This window comes from Vallitalea guaymasensis (genome assembly GCF_018141425.1).
GTDB lineage: Bacteria > Bacillota > Clostridia > Lachnospirales > Vallitaleaceae > Vallitalea > Vallitalea guaymasensis.
Genome location: NZ_CP058561.1, coordinates 3,728,220 through 3,752,104 on the forward strand (window position 1 = coordinate 3,728,220; position 23,885 = coordinate 3,752,104).

Annotated in this window: 16 protein-coding genes; 10 read left to right on the top strand and 6 right to left on the bottom strand. The window is 31.0% G+C overall.

Going from position 1 to position 23,885, the window contains the following annotated elements; all coding sequences use genetic code 11:
* Nucleotides 1–161: 161 nt before the first annotated feature.
* From HYG85_RS24605 to HYG85_RS16050, 4 genes are all read left to right on the top strand, one after another.
* Entirely contained in the window at nucleotides 162–3,686 is a 3,525-nt protein-coding gene (locus tag HYG85_RS24605; RefSeq protein WP_212690489.1) for a S8 family peptidase, read from the top strand.
* Nucleotides 3,687–3,824: 138 nt separating this feature from the next.
* A complete protein-coding gene (locus HYG85_RS16040; RefSeq protein ID WP_212690490.1) occupies nucleotides 3,825–7,580 on the top strand; it encodes an AAA family ATPase in 3,756 nt (1,251 codons plus the stop codon).
* A 135-nt stretch (nucleotides 7,581–7,715) separates the two neighbouring features.
* A complete protein-coding gene (locus tag HYG85_RS16045; protein ID WP_212690491.1) occupies nucleotides 7,716–7,973 on the top strand; it encodes a phage tail protein in 258 nt (85 codons plus the stop codon).
* A complete protein-coding gene (locus tag HYG85_RS16050) occupies nucleotides 7,970–10,993 on the top strand; it encodes an S-layer homology domain-containing protein (RefSeq protein WP_212690492.1) in 3,024 nt (1,007 codons plus the stop codon). The genes HYG85_RS16045 and HYG85_RS16050 overlap by 4 nt, the downstream gene beginning before the upstream one ends.
* Before the next feature lie 65 nt (nucleotides 10,994–11,058).
* Here the strand turns inward: HYG85_RS16050 and HYG85_RS16055 are convergent, their stop codons facing one another.
* The 5 genes from HYG85_RS16055 to HYG85_RS16075 are packed head-to-tail and all read right to left on the bottom strand — an operon-like array spanning nucleotide 11,059 to nucleotide 13,530.
* Nucleotides 11,059–11,601, bottom strand: coding sequence for a phage tail protein (locus HYG85_RS16055; protein ID WP_212690493.1), 543 nt, complete (start codon nucleotides 11,599–11,601; stop codon nucleotides 11,059–11,061).
* Nucleotides 11,602–11,638: 37 nt separating this feature from the next.
* Complete coding sequence (locus tag HYG85_RS16060; RefSeq protein ID WP_212690494.1) at nucleotides 11,639–12,148, bottom strand: phage tail protein; 510 nt, start codon at nucleotides 12,146–12,148, stop codon at nucleotides 11,639–11,641.
* A gap of 37 nt (nucleotides 12,149–12,185) precedes the next feature.
* On the bottom strand, nucleotides 12,186–12,698 hold the full coding sequence (locus HYG85_RS16065; protein WP_212690495.1) for a phage tail protein: 513 nt from the start codon (nucleotides 12,696–12,698) through the stop codon (nucleotides 12,186–12,188).
* A gap of 14 nt (nucleotides 12,699–12,712) precedes the next feature.
* Entirely contained in the window at nucleotides 12,713–13,012 is a 300-nt protein-coding gene (locus tag HYG85_RS16070; RefSeq protein ID WP_212690496.1) for a DUF6916 family protein, read from the bottom strand.
* Entirely contained in the window at nucleotides 13,012–13,530 is a 519-nt protein-coding gene (locus HYG85_RS16075; protein ID WP_212690497.1) for a GNAT family N-acetyltransferase, read from the bottom strand. The genes HYG85_RS16070 and HYG85_RS16075 overlap by 1 nt, the downstream gene beginning before the upstream one ends.
* Nucleotides 13,531–13,833: 303 nt before the next feature.
* Here HYG85_RS16075 and HYG85_RS16080 point away from each other — a divergent pair, with 303 nt between their 5' ends.
* The 5 genes from HYG85_RS16080 to HYG85_RS16100 all read left to right on the top strand — a co-directional run bounded on the left by HYG85_RS16080 (nucleotide 13,834) and on the right by HYG85_RS16100 (nucleotide 20,993).
* Entirely contained in the window at nucleotides 13,834–15,087 is a 1,254-nt protein-coding gene (locus HYG85_RS16080; protein WP_212690498.1) for a tetratricopeptide repeat protein, read from the top strand.
* Nucleotides 15,088–15,126: 39 nt separating this feature from the next.
* Nucleotides 15,127–16,407, top strand: coding sequence for a GTPase HflX (gene hflX, locus HYG85_RS16085; RefSeq protein ID WP_212690499.1), 1,281 nt, complete (start codon nucleotides 15,127–15,129; stop codon nucleotides 16,405–16,407).
* A gap of 280 nt (nucleotides 16,408–16,687) precedes the next feature.
* Nucleotides 16,688–19,066, top strand: coding sequence for a ribonucleoside triphosphate reductase (locus HYG85_RS16090; RefSeq protein WP_212690500.1), 2,379 nt, complete (start codon nucleotides 16,688–16,690; stop codon nucleotides 19,064–19,066).
* A 539-nt stretch (nucleotides 19,067–19,605) separates the two neighbouring features.
* The gene (thyA, locus tag HYG85_RS16095) at nucleotides 19,606–20,436 is read left to right on the top strand and encodes a thymidylate synthase (RefSeq protein ID WP_113673924.1); all 831 of its coding nucleotides are present in this window, start codon (nucleotides 19,606–19,608) and stop codon (nucleotides 20,434–20,436) included.
* Between the two features lie 59 nt (nucleotides 20,437–20,495).
* Nucleotides 20,496–20,993 carry a dihydrofolate reductase gene (locus tag HYG85_RS16100; RefSeq protein ID WP_212690501.1) on the top strand — a complete coding sequence of 166 codons (498 nt, stop codon included), beginning with the start codon at nucleotides 20,496–20,498 and terminating at the stop codon, nucleotides 20,991–20,993.
* 153 nt (nucleotides 20,994–21,146) lie between these two features.
* Here HYG85_RS16100 and HYG85_RS16105 read toward each other — a convergent pair whose 3' ends face one another.
* Complete coding sequence (locus tag HYG85_RS16105; protein ID WP_212690502.1) at nucleotides 21,147–22,343, bottom strand: MFS transporter; 1,197 nt, start codon at nucleotides 22,341–22,343, stop codon at nucleotides 21,147–21,149.
* Between the two features lie 245 nt (nucleotides 22,344–22,588).
* Here HYG85_RS16105 and HYG85_RS16110 point away from each other — a divergent pair, with 245 nt between their 5' ends.
* Nucleotides 22,589–23,854, top strand: coding sequence for a tetratricopeptide repeat protein (locus tag HYG85_RS16110; RefSeq protein WP_212690503.1), 1,266 nt, complete (start codon nucleotides 22,589–22,591; stop codon nucleotides 23,852–23,854).
* The last annotated feature ends 31 nt before the right edge of the window (nucleotides 23,855–23,885 follow it).

Here is a 23,885-nt window from a genome sequence, read left to right on the forward strand (position 1 = left end):
CTCTAACGACTTAACATTTGTATATGGATTAGTATATTTGAAATGATTCAGTATGTCAAATAATATCGAATCAGAAAAAAATCTCAAAGAGCAAAAAAATATACAATAAATCTAGGTAACTGTCATAAATTAGAATAAGAGAGTTTTATTGGGGTGAGAGAATGGATAATAATCAAAAAGTCGATGATAGATTGAATCTAGCTGTTGATCTGACAAGTGCAGAGAGACAATATACCACTAATCTGAATGTGGGCTACGACGAAGAGGCTAATACTTGGGAACTAATTGTAAAATACAATGGTAATATTGGGGATATTCCTACAATAATAGCTTTGACAGAAGATATTGAACAGCTGACAATGGATTATGCTATAGTCACGATCAAACAAGAAAATATAGATCAATTTGCTTCCTTTCCAGAGATTGAGTATGTAGAAAAACCTAGCAGTCTATATTTTAATCTTGATACCAGTCTTAGAGATGCATGTATCACATCAGTCCAAAATGTTTTTCCACGTTTAAAAGGTAATGGCGTTTTATTAGGGATAATTGATTCTGGTATAGATTATTCCCATCCTGATTTTAGAAATGAAGATGGAACAACTCGTATAGTAACCTTATGGGATCAATCTATACAAGGTAGCCCACCTGAAGGATTTAGTGCAGGGACTGAATATACTGCTGAGCAAATAAACGAGGCACTTAGTAAGAATAATAGATTTGAAATGCTTGAAGTAGTTCCTTCTGATGATTTCTTAGGTCATGGAACCCATGTAGCAGGTATAGCAGGAGGAAATGGCAGAGCAAGTAACGGACAATTCATTGGAGTAGCACCTGAAGCAGAATATATCATTGTCAAGTTGGGCAGGAGAGGTCAGGAATCATTTCCAAGTACAACTGAAATTATGAGGGCATTGGTTTATGTAACAAGAAAAGCTGAAGAATTAGGAAAACCAATATCTATCAATCTGAGTTTTGGAAATAATTATGGTCCTCATGATGGTAAATCCTTATTTGAAACTTTTATTGATAGTATAGCCAGTGAATGGAAAAATGTTATTTCTGTTGGCTCTGGAAATGAAGGTAGTACAGCACTTCATACTAGTGGTACACTTGATGAAGGTGACGAAGAAATTGTTGAAATAGCAGTATTCACTGGAGAGCCTAACATAACTATTCAATTATGGAAAGCTTATTCGGATGCCATAAATGTTTCAATACAAGCACCTAATGGTGTGTCTTCAGGTTTCATTTCGCCTACTCTTGGTAAACAGCAATTTAACTTGGATGGAACCAGAGTTTTGTTATACTATGGTGAACCATCACCTTTTAACTTGGATCAACAAACATACATTGAATTAATTCCACAAACTGGGGATTATGTTACTGAAGGAGTATGGAAGATAACTCTTCAAGCTGACACTATAGTATCTGGTAATTATGATATGTGGTTACCTGGTTCAGTGGGAAAAGATACAAAATTTCTTAGACCTACCATAGATACCACTCTTACTATGCCTTCAACAGCAACAAAAGTAATAACAGTTGGAGCATATGACTCATCAACAGGAAGTTTGGCACCATTCTCTGGAAGAGGATATACTAGAAGGTCTAATACAATAACTGTAAAACCTGATTTAGTTGCACCAGGGGTCAATATAGTAGCAGCATATCCAGGCGGGGGTTATGATTCATTAAGTGGAACCAGTATGGCAACTCCATTTGTTACAGGGTCAGCAGCTTTGTTGATGGAATGGGGTATTGTAAAAGGTAATGACCCTTATCTGTATGGTGAAAAGGTAAAATCATATTTACAGAGATCTGCCAGGAGGAACGAAGAATTATTTGATTATCCTAATAATCTATGGGGGTATGGAACTCTTTGTTTAGCTAATGCTTTCAGAGGATTAGGGGGAGTTGAAATAGCTGAAAGTAAAGATAGGATAGAAGAGATTAGAGAAAGGATTCGTGAAGGGAGTGACCCGGAAGTATGTAAACAAGCAGTAATATCTGAAGAGTATTTTGATTTACTGATTGAATATGAGAGCATAGAAGATATATATGAGAGATATAACCCAGAATGTATACAGATATTGGATGACCAATATGCAGTAGTACATATATTTATTGGTGGTAATGATGGATGTAGAGGGATTATTGATAGAGTCAATCTAAGTGATATTCCACACTGCTTTGGACCATATGCAATAAGTGCGTTAGAAGATGCAGGTATATTAACCTTCCACAATCAGCCATATGTACCTCTTAGAGGTGGGGGAGTTATGATTGGAATAATTGATTCGGGAGTTGATTATACTGACTCAATATTCAAATACGAAGATAATACTACTAAAATAAAAGCTATCTGGGATCAAACTATACAAGGTTCACCACCAGAAGGATTCATATATGGAACAGAATTCACGGAAGAACAGATTAATGAGGCATTACAAGCAGAAGATCCATTAACTATTGTACCGTCTGTTGATGAAACCGGTCATGGAACTTTTCTAGCTGGTATGTCAGCTGGGCGTGAAGATAGAGCTAACAATTTTGTTGGAGCCGCTCCAGATGCATCAATAGTTGTAGTAAAATTGAAGGAAGCTAAGAGATGTCTAAAAGATTTTTACTTGATTGGGGATAATCTTAATAGCGTTTATCAAAATACAGATGTGATATTTGCAGCTAAATATATTCGTGAATTATCTGTTAAATTACAAATGCCGCTTTCAATGATAATTGGGGTAGGAAGTAATCAGGGAGCACATGACGGAAGTTCAATAACAGAGAGCTATTTACAGTCAATAGCTAGAAGGATAGGTAATACAGTAACGGTTGCTGTTGGAAATGAAAGTAATCTGGCACATCATTATAGAGGTCAATTTGAAGAAGATGACGAATTCAAGAATGTAGAGATAAAAGTACCACCTAATGAACCAGGATTTACCTTTAACATTTGGAGCAATGCACCTGATAAGATCTCAATATCCATTACATCACCTACAGGTGAATTCATTGATAGAATACCAGCTACACTAGCCAAGAAGGAGGAAATAAAATTCCTATTGGAGAGAACAACTATCTATATAGAGTATCAATTATCAGAAGGCAGAACTGGAGATGAAGTCATTTTTGTTAGGATGGAAGAGCCTACTGAGGGAATCTGGACCATTACTGTATATGGTGACCTGATAGTGAATGGGAGAATTGATGTTTGGTTACCTAGAAAAGATTGGGTAAGAGACGAAACCCAATTCTTATTACCAGATCCATTTACAACAATCACTGACCCATCATCAAGTATTGGACTTCTTTCAGTAGGAGCATATAATCATAGATCTGGAAGCTTATATCTTTCTTCAGGTAGGGGATTGACAAGAGATGATGTATTGAAACCAGATTTAGTAGCTCCTGGTGTAGGGGTAGTAGGTCCAATGCCAGATGATACTTATGGACCAATGACAGGAACTAGTATAAGTGCAGCGATTACAGGTGGAGCAGCAGCATTATTATTGGAATGGGGGATAATAAAAGGTAATGATCCTACAATGGATACAGGTAAAGTTAGAAACTATTTAATTAGAGGAGCTAAGAGAAAAAGGTCAATCAAATATCCTAATAGTGAATGGGGATATGGAGAATTAGATCTGCTTGGTGCTTTTCAAGCTATAAGAGGAAGTAAATAGGAAATAACCTTTAGGGCTGTGGGATAATACATTTTGGATATTATCCCACAGTCCCTTTATGAATATTTGATATTGCAATAATATATCTATAATAATATACTAGAATAGTAGGAAAAATTAATATTTTGGAGGACATAGATGAAGATGCTTAATGGTAAAAGTTTTATAGAAAATAAAATGTTAAAAACCATAATAGCCAGAAGGGATGAGCTTAAGTGTATTAAAGAAGAATTTGACTCTGTATTGGAAGGTGGAAGTGGAGTTGTATTAGTTAAAGGTTTGCCAGGGATAGGGAAAACATTTTTAGTAGAGTCTCTAGTAAGAGATTTAGTTAGTAATAATGTCACATATGTATATGGTAAATTTAGAAAAAATAATAAAAAGTCTTTCATAGCTATCACAGAAATCATAGAACGAATGGTAAAGCATATCCTAACCTTACCTCCTGAGCAGTTAAAAAATATTCAAAGGAATTTGAAAGAGACATTAGGTTCAGATATAGAGATAATAACATCTATCAGCCCTTATTCATCAAAATTACTAGGAAATTATAAAAGCATTAACATTGATAATTATAATAAATTAAAATATAGAATAAAAAAAGCAGTACATAGATTCATTTCAATTGTTTCAGAATCCTTGTTTCCATTAATAATATTTATTGATGATTTACATTGGGCTGACAGTTCATCTTTAGAAATAATAGAATATTTGTGCAAAAAAAATGAATCACTGAATACGTTACTGATAGTTGCTTATAGGAATAATAAGACTGAAAATACTAGTAGAAGAGATAATAAAAAAAAGATAATACAACTTGAAGATACATATATGACGATGGAGTTACAAGAGCTCACAGATGGAGACATTAGTGAATATCTACAATTGATTATGGGAGAAGAAACAGAAAATATTAATTATCTAGCTAGATTCATTTATGGATTAACATTGGGCAATCCATTTTATATGAATGAGATAATCAATGTTTTTATTCAAGAAGCTATACTTATATTTTCAGAACAGACAAATCAATGGGTAGTAGAATTGGATGGATTAAATAGATTAAGTTTACCTGTAGATATTGAAATGGTTATAATACATAAGATAAATAAGTTGGATAAAGCTAAGAAGGAACTTCTAGATATTATAGCATGTCTTGATGGTAAAGTTGATTATCATATATTAAGAAAAATAGTAGATATTGATGATACTCTACTGAGTAATCAATTAGAGACTTTATGCCAAGATGCATTTCTCTTGAAGAAAATAGAAAATGAGCAAATAACAGAAATAGTAACTTATGATTTTGTACATGATATAATCTTGGAATTAGTTTATAAAAGTATAGAACCTGTAAATAGAAAAAATATTCATTATAGAATTGCTGAAACACTATTAAATAATACAGAAGATATATTTGTTGAAAAAAACAGGCTCTTCATAGTATCACAGTTATTACGTTCGGACAAAAGTATATTATCCTATGAAAATACGGAAAGATGGATTTATGAACTATACCACGCAGGTATTGAGGCAAAACGGACAACTTCTGTAAAACAAGCCATAAAAATATTCCTATTATCTTTACAGCTAATCTCAGATTATGACTTTAATGAAAAAGATGATATGGAAATGAAAATAAATCTAGAATTAGGTGAATGCGAATTCATCTGTGAAAAATATGAAGAAGCTAAGGAAAGATTTGATTCTCTTATAACAAAGTATAATAAGAAAGAAAATTTGATAGCCATAAAAAGACGATATTTAAAACTTCATTCCCATGATGGTGATTGTGAAAAGGTAATAGAAATAGGTCTTGAATTATTAAAACTATTGGATCTTGATTTTAATATAAAACATCTTAAGATGGATTTGTTAAAGGGGAAAAAGTTATTCTCAAATAAAGCTATAGAACAAATTAAAGATAAACCTATAATTACTGATAAAAGATTGTTATATATCTTGGAAACCTTGACAACAATGATTCCAGCGGCTAATTGTATTGATGGTAATATATTTCACCTTATCATTATTAAAATAGGTATTCTATCGGTCAAATATGGAAATTCCTCTTACTCACCAATAGGATATGGAGCCTATAGTTATATTCTTTATAATGTATGGAATGATTACGAAAAGGGTAAGAAACTAGAAAATATAACATTGGAATTATTAGAGAGTAATGATAATCTGTTAACAAAATCAATTGTGTACTCATTTATAGGTGCTTTTGTTCATCATTGGTCGAATCCATTAGAGCAAGGTATAGAGTATCTGGAGAAATCTACCCAAGAAGGCGCTAGAATAGGTGAATTAATATACAGTGGTTATGCTATCATATCCATTATCTATACAAAATATGTTTGTGGGATATCTTTGAGAGAAATAACACATTATATTAATTCCCTAGAGAAAGATTTACATATGAAAGGATATGATGTGGTAAAATTCATAGATTATGTTTTTAGTCCCCATGTTGATTATCTGGAAAAAGGCAAGGTCACAAAAAAATATGGTCAAATCAAAGAAGAGGCAGCATTACTTAATAATACAAAAGGCTTGGCATATAATGCTTTTATGATTCAAAGATTATTTATGGAATGTAAAATACAAGAAGCTTATGAACTAGTAAAGAAAATTACCCCAACCATACGTTCTTTGAAAGGACACATTATATATGTGGATCTAATATTTTATAGTACACTTATAAGATTAGCAGAACATGACAAGTTATTTGAACATGAGAAAAAAGAAAATAAACGGTTAATAAAAGAATGTCTAAGAGAGTTGAACTATTGGGTAAATATATATAAAGAAAATCATTATGCGAGATATTTACTTGCTAAGGTGGAATACACTAAGCTTTTTGATAATAACCATTTCATTGATAAACTATACAATAAAGCAATAAACTATGCTGAAAAACAAGACAATCTTCAAATAGGAGCTGTTGCCAATTATCTGACAGCAAAATATCATCATGAATCTAATAGAAAACTTGCTGAATTCTATGCCAGAGAAGCGGTGATTCTATATGAAGAATGGGGAGCCAAATATATAGCAGATTTGATTGAAAAGGAATTCAATCTAGAAGATGATATCCATGAAAATAGTAAAGCAAAATTACATAATACCATAGTAGAGGAAAAAGCAGAGACTAACGAAAATATAAGCGAAATTATATATAATCTCATAAACAAAATTGAACCACTGGAGGAAAATGAGGGAATCAAGTATATATTGGGATTTCTAATTGACAATCATTATGCTGATTACGGTGCTGTACTTTTTGAGAAAAAAGATGAAATGTATCTTCAATATGAAAAGTTGAATAACAGAAAAGTGAATATACATAGAGAACCAGTCAATATGAAATATGTTAACCATATGTCTCATAAAATAATCAGATATGTTGCAAGAACTGGAGAAGAAATAATTCTTAACAAGAAGCCAGAAAAAGGATTGTATGTAAGAGACTTATATATAATGAATAAAGATGAAGTATCCATACTATGTATACCAATCAATTATCTAGGTGTACTTATAGGAATTGTATATCTAGAAAAAGCACGTACTCAATGTTTTAACGGTAATATCATAAAAATTATCAAAAGTGTTATTCCCACATTAATATCAAAAAGAACTACTATAAAACATGTTAATCTCTATAATTTACTTAATCCTCAAAATATTATATCAGAATTGACCAATAGAGAAATAGAGGTTCTAAAATTAGTAGCAGAGGGAATGTCAAATGCGTCTATCAGCAAAGAATTATATATTACATTAGGAACAGTAAAAAATCATTTAAGTAATATATACAGTAAATTAGAAGTTGACAGTAGAATAAAAGCAGTTATAAGAGCAAAAGACCTCAATATAATCAATATATAACAAAGTACTATAAACCTTCTTAAACAGGGGGTTTTATTTTTTTGCTAAATATAACTTTTGGCACATGTAAAATTTTAGATGATTTATATAATTATAATAAGTAAATATGTTTATTAGTAGAAGGAGGTAAAATATATGATTCAGATGTTGGGAGAAATCAAGCTCTTCCCCTATGATGATATACCAGAAGATTGGATAAAATGTGATGGCAGGTCTTTGCATATTAATAAGTATCCTAAGCTTTATATGTTGATTGGTATGAAATTCGGAAAAGATGGCAGTTTACAATTTAAGTTACCTGATTTAACTGCATTCACACCAAAAGATTTAACATATTGTATTTCAGTAGAAGGGGAACTACCTAAAATTCATGGAAAAAGGAGTATGTTATGAGGAAATTCTTTAAAAGTAGTGTAGTAATGAAATATTTATCAGGAATGATAATAGTTTTGATGATATTTACTATGATACCAAATTATGTTATAGCTACAGTAGAAGAAGATGACATAACAGGGCATTGGGCAGAAGAAACTATAACAAAATGGAAACAGAAGGGTCTGATGACAGGGTATCTAGATGGAACTTTCAAACCTGATAATAATATAACCAAAGCAGAATTCATATCAATTATTAACAGGATATATGGTTATTATGAAAAAGCTGATAAAAACTACAGAGATATAAAAGATGAAGATTGGTATTACAAGGAAACAATGATAGCTAAGGCTAATAAATATATGGATTGGTATAAGAAAGAAGAACTAAAGCCAAATGAAGAAATAACAAGACAAGAAGTTCATGCAGTACTATCAACGATACAACAACAAGAAGCAACAGAACAACTAGAAGAAAAGATGACGAGAGCAGAAGTAGTGACCATGTTAGATAGGATAGTTGGAGAACTTATAAACATTAGTGGAATATATGGTCTAGAAAAAGAAGAAAAAGTTATTGAAGGTAACTTAACAATAAATACAGAAGGTGTAATACTTAAGAATACAATAATAAATGGAAACTTAATTCTAGCAGCTGGTATAAAACAAGGAGATATAACTCTTGAAAATGTAACAGTAAAAGGAAAAACAATAGTGAATGGAGGAGGAGAAAATTCTATAACAGTAAAAAACTGCAGCTTACATGAACTAATTGTATTCAAACAAGATGGAAAAATAAGAATTGTTTCTATAGATAGTGAAATAGGGAAAACAATACTATTGAATGGAGGGAAACTACAAGGAGATTTCAAGTTAATTACAATAATAGATAAGGGAGAGAATAAAGAGCTAAATAATATTGAACTGAAAGGTAAAATTGAACACATTATAGTAGAGTCTCAAGTTGATATAAAGATTAGTAAAAGTACCAAGATAAAGAAAATTGAAGTAAATAATAAATCAAAAGGGACTAAGATTGATATACAGAGAAGTTCAGTTATTGAAGAAATGATTTTTTATGCCCCTACAGAAGTGACAGGTAAAGGAAAAATAAATAAGATATCAATAAAATCAAAAGGTGTAAAAGTAGAACAAAAAGAAGCAACTGATGAAAGCGATACAGAAGAAATACATGATGTACCTCATTATACACCAGACCAGAATCCACCCACAGGATATAGTGTTATGATAGATCAATCAGAGATAATTCCAAATAATATGACTGCACTGTCTTTTACTTTTAGTGGGGCAGAAATAGGAGCATTATATAATTACACTATTTTTGATGATTCAGGAGCTGATATTAAAGGTAGTGGAACTATAGAAACAGCTTTAGATCAGATAACAGGAATAGATGTAAGTGGATTAAATGATGGAACATTAACTTTAGAGGTCTATTTAACAGATATAGCAGGAAATCCTGGAAATAAAGTAACTGCGACAGTCAGGAAAAATGTAAATCCACCTTGTGGATATGATGTAAATATTAATCAGAGTTACATTAATAATGACAACCAGAACCAACTATCTTTTACATTTGCTGGAGCAGAGATAAATGATATTTATTATTGTTCTATAGATGATAAAAATGACAGTACACCTTCAATAACAGGCTCAGGACCAATAACAGTATTGAATCAGACAATATCGGGTATTGATGTTTCATCTCTTGATGATGGACTATTGATTTTAACCGTATATCTAGTGGATTCTTCAGGCAATCAAGGTAGTAATATAATAAAAACAGTAAAAAAAGATATTATGATACCTAATGGATATGATATAAATATTAATCAAAATAATATAAATGCTAATCAAAAGGAAATGGATTTTACATTTGATACAGCAGAATTGGGAACAATTTATAATTACATCATTTCCAGTAATGGGGGTGGAGAAAATGTTATAGGTAGTGGTACCATCACATTAGATTCACAGCAGATAACAGGAATAGATGTAAGTGGATTAAATGATGGAATATTGACGTTAACAGTGACCTTAACAGATGAAGCAGGAAATGAAGGTATCAATGTAACAAAAACAATAAAAAAAGATACAATGAAACCAAGTAATTATGAAATTAATATTAATGAGGACTATATAAATAATAGTAATCAGACTATAATGTCTTTTACAATTAGTAAAGCAGAAGTAGGAACAATCTATAATTATTCAATAGATGATACAGATGTAGATACACCAGCAGTGACAGGTAGTGGTAATATGATATCACTAAATGAGACTATATCAGGAATTGATGTATCTTCACTAAATGATGATAACTTAACTTTAACTGTGTATATAACTGATACTGTAGGAAATCAAGGTGAAGACGTAATAGCTTACGTTAGTAAGGATACTATAGAACCTAGTGGTTATAGTGTTTCAATAGATCAGTCTACGATAGATTCTTATCACAATACCCCATTATCTTTTAAGATAACTGGAGGTGAAATAGGAGGTACATTCAATTATACTATCACAAGTGATGGTGGAGGAAATGGTGTATCAGGTGATGGAAATATCACTGCAAATGTAGAACAGATAACGGGAATAGATGTAAGTAGCTTAAGTGATGGTTTGTTAACTCTATCCGTTATTATTATAGATGAAGCATCTAATCAAGGTACAGCTGCAATAAGTACTGTTCCAAAAATTAATTCTCAACCAAACCTAATGGTTACGGAATGTGACATAACAGGTATAAATGGAACTTATACATTTGATGGGATAAAATGTGATTTACATGGATTCAATGTGGAAGAACAAAACAGAGAATCATATATAAAGGGTGACTACTTAATTATATGGGCATATTATGAAGGTGATGGATGGGCATGGGAAATACAGAAACAAGATGATATAATATACTATAATGTCAACACAAATCCATCTAATTCAATTAGACCACCAATTGATGGATGGGTATATATCGTTACTGATAATGTAGATAATGATATGAGAGTAATTGAAAATTAATAGAAATTATACAATTACCTATTATACTAAAATGGGACTGTCGGATAATACAGCCCCATTTTATTTTATTCTCTACTAGGATACAGACCTTTTAGTGCAATACAAAAATTGAATGTGAGTGAAGGTTGGCGATTTTCATGGGCTGCGTATTCTCCAACAGCACTTAAAGAGTTAGAATGCATCTGAATTTTAGTTGGATTTTCAGGAACATTAGCATAAACATCAATTCCGCTACCTCTTTTAAGTTCAGTTTTAGCTAACATACTTGGATTATCCATTGTTTTTTTATCAGCTATATCTGTTGTAGCTAATAATCTGTGTGAATGTCTTGGCGTCTGAAATTCATCAAGTACAATTGAATCAGTTCCACTAGAATAACCTATTGTGTAGGTTTTTGTTTCGGTTTGACCTCTATTCATAGGAGCTCTACCCCTAAAGTCTGGTAATTGAAAATATCTAACTCCATCTCCACCATAAATTGTTTCTATGATAGAAAATAAAACAGGTGATTGATTTCTTTCTAACATATTGCCGTTACAAAGAGCCCAGCCTCGTGGTGCATAGGTATAAGGAAAGATCTTTATTTCGCCAATAAAAGGGTCAGCCATATATTAACCTCCTTTGTTTATATTTTTTTGTTTCACTTTATATAGATATACATATGATAAATGTGATACATAAATATGGTTGCATATTATAATGTGAAAATATGCTGGATTCCCCAGATGGTGTAATTGAGTCTTCCCACAGTTCTACTAGATTAGTAGCTTTATCACTATACAGATTAAAATCCGTATTAGAAACTATTTTATTTTCAGGATTTTCTGATAGATTTTTCTTCATATTAGAAACCTTAAAAGGATGACTATGTTTTGGTAATTCATCTAGTTCAAGGGTAACATATTCACTTCCACAATGTTGACCAAGTGTATAATTACTTAATCCTTTTCCTTTCCCATGATGAATAGGTACCTTTCCTCTTAGGTTGGGTAAGCAAAAAGAAATACTAGGTGTACCACCATATGTATAGCCAATCAATTTGAAAAGCTTTGGAAATTGATTTATAGGTAATTCTTGTCCACTACATACTGCCCAGTTTTTTGGTGCATAATTACCTGCAAACATTCTTATCTCGCCAATATAAGTATTAGACATTTCTTTACTCCTTTCCGTGTTAGAAATAGGTATATAGTTAACTTCTTGGTGGATAATCGCCTTGAAGTGCAATACAAAAATTTAAAACAAGACTAGGTTGTAGGTTGTTATGTCCTTTACCACCAATAGATGAAATGGTGGATGAATTAATAGGTGTAGTATTCACATAATCATCATATATTTTTTGTGGAGTATTTGAATGCGTTGGTTTACATAAAGCTCTATTAGTGGGGGCATAATTATCGCCCTTTTTATCAATAGCATATAATAAATGACTATGTTTGGGTATTTGGGATGGGTGAAGTACTACTGATTCTACACCAAATTTTGCACCAAGTTTATAAGTAGAGCCAGCATCTACAGGTATCCGACTTCTTAGATCAGGAAGTCCGAAGGTTGTAAACCCATCTCCTCCATAGTTTAATCCTAATAAACTATATAGAGTATAATGTTGAGTGACAGGTAATAACTGTCCGTTACAATATGCCCAGCCTTTTGGAACAAAATTAAAACTAAAGATTTTTATTTCTCCAAGAAAAGGATCAGCCATAATATACCTCCTTGTTATTTTTTAAAACGAGTGAAGATTGCTTCATAATAGATACCTTTTTCATTTTTATCAACTGGAACTATAAGAATATTAAGCTCACCCATTTTTTCGTGGTCAAGTGAATAGGTGTCTTGTGGGTATAGAGTATCTACAGGACCCTTGAATAATAAACTGAATGATTCGATTTTACTTGTGGAACAATCTCTAGTTTCAATTAATTCCAAATCAACAAGAGTATCTTCTTTAGATAGATTGAATGTGGTATTTATGTGAGTATCAAAATCTATCTTACTTAATGTACTTAGATCTACCATCAATATACCTCCTTTCCTGTTTTTTTAGGAAATCGTTTCATTAAAATGTAAACACCCAAATTATTTTCAAGTGTAAAATCAAAACGTCTATAAAAGTCTATAGCAGTATTGTTATATTCCACATGAAGGCTTATGGGTATTTTTTTGATTTCTGATTCACCTATAATGGATTTTATAATTTTACTTCCAATACCCTTATTTCTGTATTCTGGCAGTATAGCAATATCAATAATACGGATTTCATCATCAAATCTATTGATATATAAGCGACCTATAGGTATTTCGTTATGTACTATGATAGTAAAAGAAGGACAATCATAATTTCCCATATACTGAATATGTTGTAGATAGAATTGCATTTGTAGGAAACGTTCTATTTCATCATTACTCCAATTAGTGATTTGCATTTCTTGAATACGAGTGGAACGATATACCTTATATAAGAATGGCAGATCCATATCTGATATCGGTTTGTATTCAAGAAGTACATTTTCTTGTTTAATAGAATTTACAGTCATACAATCCTCCTTAGAAATAATAATGGTATTAAAAAGAATAATTACAATCTAGATTATATAGAATACATATAATTTCGCATGTGCCAAAAGTTATATCTTTTACATAGAATGTATATATGTCTTGTAAACCTTGATATTATAAAGATTTTATGATTTAATAAATAGCTGGAATAATAAAAATTTCAATGAAATAAATCAAAGGTTAATATTTTACATTTAATATGGTATAATATGAAATGATACTATTAAGAGGAGTAATTCCTATAAAAGAAATTACATGATTACTGGAATGGAGTAATACCAATGAAAAGATTGTTAAGTATATTGATTATAGTAACCATATTTATTGTAGGATGTGGTTCTGGTAAAGAAGTAATTAAGATTAATGAAGAAGGTTTCGAGCTTTTTTCACAAGGAAAATATCAAGAAGCACTTGAAAAATATAATCAGGCAATAGAAGAATATCCAGATTTTTCTACTTCATATGCTAACCGAGGTATGATATATTTTGAACTTGGCAGTTATGATGAAGCATTGAAGGATGTGGATAAAGCAATAAGCTTGAATAGTAAAGATGCAGTAGCCTATAGTAATAGGGGATATATGAAGCTTGCTCTAGGAGAAGTTCAAAAAGCTATAGAAGACCTGGATAAAGCAATTAGCCTAAGAAATTATTTTCAAGAAAAAGAGTCATTAGGAATAACTTATACTACTAGAGGTACAGCATATGGATTATTAGGTGAATATGAAAAAGGTATTGAGTCATTTGATAAAGCCCTTAAAATAAATAAGAATGACAAAACAATATATAATGCAAAAGGTATTTTGTACAAGGATTGGGGTAAATATGAAGAGGCTTTGGAAAGTTATAACAAAGCATTAACAATAGACCAATCATATGCTTATGCATATGCCAATAGAGCATTTGTTTTCTTTATCACAAAAGAATATGATAAAGCACTTGCTGATGCAAATACAGCTATAGAACTTAATCCAATAATACCTCAGGTCTATAACACAAAGGCACTTATATATAGTGAAAAAGGTGAAACTGATAAGGCAATAGAAATCTATGATTTTATTATAGACAAATGGAAAAACTATGCTGATGCATATATCGGCAGGGGTAATGAATATTTTAAGAAAAAGGACTATGGGCAAGCATTGATCAACTATTCAATGGCTGCTGATTATGGAAACAACGATGCTTTAGCTCAAAAGGGATACCTACATGAATATCTAGAACAGGACGAAGAAGCAATAGCAGCTTTTGAAAAGTATCTAGAAGCTGTTCCAAATAATTATGATATAACAATAGAGATTGGTGATTTATATCAAAAACAAGAAAAATACGAGAAATCAATTGAGTATTATGACCAAGCTATAAAGATAAATCCTGACATATACAATAGTTATTTTAAGAAAGGATTATCTTTAGAATACCAAGAAAAATATGAGGAGGCGCTTAAAATGTTCAATAAAGTATTAGAAATCAACGAAAATCAGGTAGATGCAAAAAATGAAATTAAATTTATTGAAGAGAAACTAAAAAGGTAGAGTTAAAACCTCCCCTTAGTTTCTATAGGAGGAATTTATATGCCAGAAAAACACTTTGAAATAGAAAGAGATTATGTTGATAGAGTTATACTTGTCTGTGTAGCTACTAGGGAGAATGAATCTTATTGTGAAGAATCCCTTGATGAATTAGAAGAATTAGCTAATACAGCAGGAGCTATAACTTTAGAGAAAGTTATACAAAATAGAGAAAGTGTTCATCCGGGAACTTACTTGGGAAAAGGTAAAATAGCTGAAATAAAAGAGTTGATATATGAACTAGATGCAACAGGAATAATATGTGACGATGAATTATCACCAGCTCAGCTTAAGAATCTGGAAGATGTATTGGAATGTAAGATTATGGATAGGACAATGTTGATTCTAGATATCTTTGCAAAAAGAGCTCATACTAGAGAAGGGATAATTCAAGTTGAACTAGCACAACTTCAATATAGATTATCAAGATTAGCTGGTATAGGAACATCTTTATCCAGACTTGGTGGTGGTATTGGTACAAGAGGACCTGGTGAAAAGAAACTGGAGACTGATAGAAGACATATCAGAAATAGGATATCACAACTTAAGAAAGAGTTATTGGATGTTAAGAACCACAGAGACCTTATTAGAGAAAGAAGAAAAAAACAAGGTAAGGTAAAAATAGCTATAGTTGGTTATACCAACGCTGGAAAATCAACATTGCTTAATAAATTAACTGATGCAGAAGTTCTTGAAGAGGATAAATTATTTGCAACACTGGATCCAACTACTAGACAATTGATATTGCCAAATGGTACAGAAGTTTTATTAACTGATACAGTTGGATTCATTAGAAAATTACCTCATCATCTTATAAAAGCTTTCCATTCTACACTTGAAGAAGCTGTTGTAGCAGATATTTTAATCCATGTAGTAGATAGTGCTAATGAACAAGCCAATAGCCATATAAGGGTTGTATATGAAACTCTAGAAGAATTAGGTGCAACAGGTAAAACAGTCATAACTGTTTTTAATAAGATTGACAAAGAAGGAAGCAACAAACATCTTGAGGATTATAATGCATACAAGACTTTAATGGTTTCAGTCAAAGAAGGAACAGGATTAGAAGAGTTGTTGGATATAATAGAGAAAAAGATTCAACAAGACAAAATATTAATTAAAGAAGTTATTTCTTATGACAATGGTAATCTACTAAATCAGATTCGTATAAATGGACAGATAATCAAAGAAGAGTATAGAAATGAAGGAACTTATATAGAAGCATATGTAGATGACAAGACTTACGGGGAACTAAATAAAATAAAGACTAAAGTACTAATTTAGGATCATAGCATATAAAAATGACCACCAAATATTGTGACAATATATAATTAAATTCACAATATTGGTGGTTTTAATTGGCAAAAGGGACTTCGAATATAATATCTAATACCTAAAAATAAAACATAAAACAACATATATACTAGTATTAATAGCCTATTCCACATATACCACATATAGTGTGTTTGTGTGTTGGGGATACATTATATAGTGTTTTTTATATTGACTAGTCTGGGTATATATGGTATATTATTATTAATTCGGTTGAGAGAGGAGACTATCAATGTTTGACGTTGTTAAAAGAGATGGAAAAATAAGCAAATTTGATTTTGTTAAGATTAAGGAAGCAATCACAAAAGCATTTATTGCGACAGATAAGAATTACACGGAAGAGATACTAGATATTTTAGTGCTAAGAGTTACATCTGATTTTCAAGATAAGATTAAGGATGGCAAGATCACTGTTGAAGATGTACAGGATAGTGTAGAAAAAGTTTTAGAGCAGACAGGTTACACAGATGTAGCAAAAGCATATATTCTATATAGAAAACAAAGAGAAAAAATAAGAAATATGAAATCCACAATACTTGACTATAAAGAGATAGTCAATAGTTATGTAAAGGAAGAAGATTGGAGAGTTAAAGAAAACTCTACAGTCACATATTCAGTGGGAGGACTTATTTTACATAATTCAGGAGCTATAACTGCTAACTACTGGTTATCAGAAATATATGATGAAGATGTAGCAAAAGCTCATAGAAGTGGTGATATACATATTCATGACCTTTCAATGTTAACAGGATATTGTGCAGGATGGTCATTGAAACAATTGATAGAAGAAGGTCTTGGTGGTGTTCCAGGAAAGATTACATCATCACCAGCGAGCCATTTATCTACTCTTTGTAATCAAATGGTTAATTTCCTTGGAATAATGCAAAATGAATGGGCAGGAGCACAGGCATTCTCTTCTTTTGATACATATTTAGCACCTTTTGTCAAAATTGATAATCTTACATATAAAGAAACAAAACAATGTATTCAATCATTCGTATTTGGTGTCAATACACCTAGCAGATGGGGAACACAATCTCCATTCTCTAATATTACACTAGATTGGATGGTTCCAAACGACCTTGGAGGATTACCTGCTATAGTGTCAGGTAAAGAACAAGATTTTACATATGGTGACTGCCAAAAAGAAATGGATATGATTAATAAGGCATTCATTGAAATCATGATTGAAGGAGACGCAAACGGTAGAGGTTTCCAATATCCAATTCCAACATATTCAATAACAAAAGATTTTAATTGGGATGAAACAGAAAACAATAAATTATTATTTGAAATGACTGCAAAATACGGAACTCCATATTTCAGTAATTATGTTAACAGCGATATGGAACCTAGTGATATAAGAAGTATGTGTTGTAGATTACGTCTTGACCTAAGAGAGCTTAGAAAGAAACAAGGTGGTTACTTTGGTTCTGGTGAAAGCACTGGTTCAGTTGGTGTTGTTACTATTAACATGCCAAGAATAGCGTATCTAGCTAACAATGAACAAGAATTTTATCAAAGACTAGATAAAATGATGGATATATCTGCACGTTCACTTAAGATAAAAAGACAAGTAATAACTAAATTATTACAAGAAGGATTATATCCATATACTAAAAAATATTTGGGTAACTTCAATAGCCATTTCTCAACTATTGGGTTAGTTGGTATGAATGAAGCTACATTAAATGCTAAATGGATCAAATCAGATATAACTGAAGAAGGTGCTAGAAAATTTGCTCTAGACGTTCTTGATCATATGAGAAATAGACTCTCCGATTATCAAGAGGAATATGGAGATCTCTATAACTTAGAAGCTACACCAGCAGAATCTACTAGTTATAGATTAGCAAAACATGATAAAAAACAATATGGTGATATATTATCAGCAGGAAAAGAAGGAGAAACACCTTATTATACTAATAGTACACATTTACCTGTTAACTATACAACAGATGTATTTGATGCGCTTGACATGCAGGATGAATTCCAAAACAAATATACATCAGGAACAGTATTCCATGCATTCCTTGGAGAAAAACTTCCAGATTGGAAGGCTGCTGCTAATCTAGTTAAAACAATAGCGGACAATTATACATTACCATACTATACAATTTCACCTACATATTCTGTATGTAAGACTCATGGTTATATACCAGGTGAAGAATACACATGTCCTCATTGTGGAGCTTCTACTGAAGTATACAGCAGAATTACTGGATATTACAGACCAGTACAACATTGGAATGATGGTAAGGCTCAAGAATTCAAACATAGAAAAGAATACGAACCTGCTAAATCAACCATAAAATCAATACATACAAGTTTCAAAGCAGAAGAAGAAATTGCAGCAACATCAGAAGTTGCAAATACTGCTGAAAAATTATTATTCACTACAAAGACATGTCCTAACTGTCATATAGCAAAACAATATCTTGAAAACAAGAGTGTTAAAATAATTGATGCTGAAGAACATGCTGAACTAGCAACAAAATATAAAATAAGAACAGCACCAACACTTATTGTTATTGATGATGAGAATTTTAATATATACATGGGACTTTCTGATATTAAGAAGTATGCTGAAAGTGAAAAATTAGAGGCTTAATCTATATATATAATTATATAGGTATTAAATTAAAGAGACAACGGTTGTATATTGAAACCATATATAGTGATAATACTCTCGTTACGTTTGTTGCTTCTATCTGTTTTTAAGGTATGGCAACAAGCCGTAAAAATCGTTATTATCATTATATATGGTTATTTCTATATTTACCACTCTTGAGCCAGTAAAAAAAATGTGACGATGGTAATAGCCAATAGTTATGGTAAATAGAAGAAAAAGTGTTTTGTGATTACATTGAAGATTACTCAAAGCAAAATAGTATATGTATATGTGGAGTAGTGAGGCAGGACGCCGAACCCAGCTTTTTGCTCAGGACGAGCAAGTAGCTGGCGTAACATATACATATACTATTTTGCAATAACCAAGTCAGAACAAAACAATATTTCTGACTTACTTACAATATAAATCAAAAAAAATTACACGACTTAATATAAGTTTTTATAGACAAGTTTTCATTTATACTGTAATATTATACAAGGTTAAATTAAGTTATTACCATAGAGAAAGGAATGTGAGTTATGAGTAGAGCAGATAAGATATTTATTGATATGTGTAGAGACATTATTGACAATGGTTATAGTTCAGAAGGACAAGAAGTACGACCTAGATGGCAGGACGGAACACCAGCACATACAATCAAGAAGTTTGGTGTTGTCAACCGCTATAATTTAGCTGAAGAATTCCCAATTCTCACGTTAAGACCTACATACCTAAAATCAGCAATTGATGAAATTCTATGGATATGGCAGAAAAAATCAAATAACATAAAAGATTTAAAGAGTAAGATATGGGATAGCTGGGCTGATGAAACAGGTTCAATAGGAAAAGCTTATGGCTATCAATTAGGAATAAAACACAAATATAATGAAGGCGAATTCGATCAAGTAGATCGTGTATTATATGACCTCAAACATAATCCAAGCAGTAGACGAATTATGACTAATATTTATAATCATCAGGACTTACATGAGATGAATTTATATCCATGTGCATATAGTGTTACTTTTAATGTGACTGGTAATAAACTAAACGCTATACTTAATCAGCGTTCCAATGATGTATTAGTTGCTAACAATTGGAATGTAGTCCAGTATGCTGCTTTAGTCCATATGTTTGCGAGAGTATCAGGACTAGAGGTGGGAGAGTTGGTACATGTTATTGCTGATGCTCATATTTACGATAGACATATACCACTAGTTGAAGAGCTTATATCTCGTAAAAGTTATGATGCTCCAAAACTTATTGTTAATCCAGAGATAAAGGATTTTTACGATTTTACAGTAAATGACTTTGTACTAGAGAATTATCAAAAAGGTGATCAGATCAAAGGAATACCTGTAGCTGTGTAAGATGTTAACAAAGATTAATTATATGTGGATAACATATAAACTAAAAGGGTGATTTGTGGATGAACTTAATAGTTGCTGTGGATAATAATTGGGCAGTAGGTTATAACGGTGGATTACTTACCTATTTACCAGGAGATTTACCTTATTTCAAAGAAAAGACAATGAACAAAGTTGTTGTCATGGGAAGAAAAACTCTAGAGTCCTTACCAAAAGGAAAACCTTTAAAAGGAAGAAAAAATATAATTTTAACTAGAGATAAAGATTTTACTTGTGAAGATACTGTAGTCTGTCACAGTAAAGATGAAGTTTTAGATTATATCACAAGGTACGAATCTGATGAAGTATTTATTATTGGTGGTGCAGAAATTTACAATTTATTCTTAGATAATTGTGAGAAAGCCTATGTTACTAAGATATATGGTAAGCTACCTGCTGATAAGTACATCAATAACTTGGATGAACTTGATAACTGGAACATAACTTGGAAAAGCGAAATGAAAGAACATGAAGGGCTTAAGTTTCAGTGGACAATATATGAAAACAATAAATTAAAATAAAAATAATATAGCTATCAATTTAGAAAGGTAAACTGCTAAATTACCTTATAAATTGATAGCTTTTTATTATATCTAATAAAAATATCATTGAACTATAGAAAATAAAATTAATTTACTAATTTCGCTTTCTTTCTTTAATTTAATCCAAGTAAATCAAGGATTATACGTTTGATTTACCTTTGGTTTCTTATTGAATATGAATAAAGTCGCAATTAGGATACCACCACCAATAACAACAAAAGTATAATTAGCAAGTATAGAAGAAACATATCCAAATATAATATCTCCTAGAGGCATTAAAACACCAGCCATTGTAAATATAACCGAAAATACCCTTCCCAAATAACTCTCATCACAATTAGATTGTATATAAGTAAAGAACAACACATTGAATCTTGAAAGAAAATAACCAAATAAAAAGACTGATATAAATAGAGCATAGGAATGTGGGTATGCCCCAATAATCAAGGATAATCCTTGAGGAATAGTCGCCTTGACAATATCATTCAAATCAACCTCTTTTTTCTTGGAGAGATAAATAAAAAATGATGCAATAATAGCACCAGCAGCTTCAAAACTTAGTGCAATGCCATAGATCTTGGAATCTCTCAAAATAACTTCACCATAATAAGGTAGTAGAACATTATATCCAGATAAAAACAAATTGGTTATCATAGCAAAAATAATTAGTTTAAATAAAACAGTATGTGATTTAAGATAATAAAAACCATCCTTGATATTATAAAATAAATCTTTTACTGATGATTTTGAATTACCATTTTTATAACGGTAATCTATAAACATCTCACTAATTGACGAAAGTAAAAAACTGACACCATTAATTACGAATAGAGTTTTTATAGATATTGAATCAATAGTTAATAAATAAGCAGTTAAAGCAGGAGATACAATCTTCACCAACTCAGTAAGATTGGATAAAACAGCATTGGTCTTTTTTATTGTCTCCTTGGATATAATAGCAGGAACCAACGCTCTTAATGATGGAGAAAACAGAGAATGACAAATCGCCAACGTAATATTAACCACCAATATAAGAGGTACATATATCTTATTAATATTAACCAATAAAGCAAACAATAAACATACAATCCCACTAACAAAATCCGTAACAACAATTATTCGTTTTTTATTCTTAGTATCTGCCAAATACCCTGATACAAAATTAAATAACAACATAGGAATAGTAGTCAAAGCACTTATCCACCCTAACAAAGCAGCGTTATGACTTATAGAGATCAACCAACTTTTCAAAGCAATGTTATGTAAAGTACTACCCATCTTAGATACTATATTACCACTAACCAAAAGAACATTATTCTTATATTTCATAAATTATCACTCCAAACATTATTTTATTCCCCTATACTATCTTAACGACTGTTTAGCGAAGAATCTAATTAATATTAAACTCTCAACCAACATATATAAATTATAAAAGCTGACTATACAAATAACAACCAAAACAAGTTGAATAATACTATAATAATACTTGCATTAAGTTATAATATTAGTTATAATTTGACCATAATATGTGAACAAAACTATATAACATACATTTAAAGTGAGGGATAATATTGAAAGGTTATGTAAAAGTATTTAACAAAGAAGTAGAATATGATTTCCTATCAGGCTGGATCAAGTATAACAGACTACAAAACGAATATTCCCAAGAGGCTCTAGCATATGGTATATGCTCAAAAAGCCATCTTAGTTATTTTGAAAACGGTAAGAAAACTCTAAGAGGAGATATTATAGAAGAGTTATTGAAAAAATTAGGTATTGATGAAATAACTGAAATAGAAAGTATAGGAAAGCTAAGGCAGAAGTTCTATACAATGATGCTTATGATAGAGATACTAAATTATGAAGAAGCCACTAATATATACAGTGAAATTCAAGAGATTGAAGAGGTTATAAAATTATCACCATACAATATAGAGTATAAAATATATCAATTGCTTTACAAAGTCTTTGTACTAAAAGAGGATTATAATACTCTTGAACATGACATTAAAAATATAGATAAAATATATTCTACATTACCTAAAAAGTTAAAATATATATTTCTAATGGTATCAGGTAAAGTAATTTATAAATTCAATAGTCACATGGAAGGTATTAATAAGATTGAAGAGGCTATAAACATAAAAGAAACCCCATGGGCTAATTACTTGCTTGGATGTAACTATTGCTTTAACAATCGTACCATAGAAGGTATTTATCATCTTGAGAAAGCATTAGCCAGCTACGAGAAAAATGGATACTATAAAAATGCAATGTGGTGTCATAATTATCTTGGAATATGTCATTGTTATCTAAAGAACTACACAAAAGCGGAAAAATATTTATTGTCTGCATTAAATGGAGCAAATTATTTTGATATCAAAAAAATCTATTGGCATGTTTACACTAATCTATCTTATCTATATTTCAATACAAATGAATACGATAAAAGTATGGAATATTGTAAAAAAGCAATGGATATCCAAACAAACCCTTTATTGCCTGCTTACAACTATGCAGAAATATGCTATTATCTGAAGAAAATGGATGAAGTGGATAGGATATTTGATAAATACCTTAGGGAAGAATATAAAGACTCTAGCTACTATCCCTTATTAGAGTTTTTACAATTAAAGATCTACCATTTCAACGAAGATATTTTTTACAAAAGAACAAAAGAGATATTAGCATATTATGAGAAGGATAAGATAGATGTGGCAATAGACATAAAATTAGGTCTTATTGAATATCTAGAAAATAAAAGAAAATATAAAGAAGCCAATAAGATTTATAAAGAACTGTTGAATCTAAACAACAAAGTCACTTTTTGTAAATAGTATTAATTAATTACAAATTGATCCAAATTTA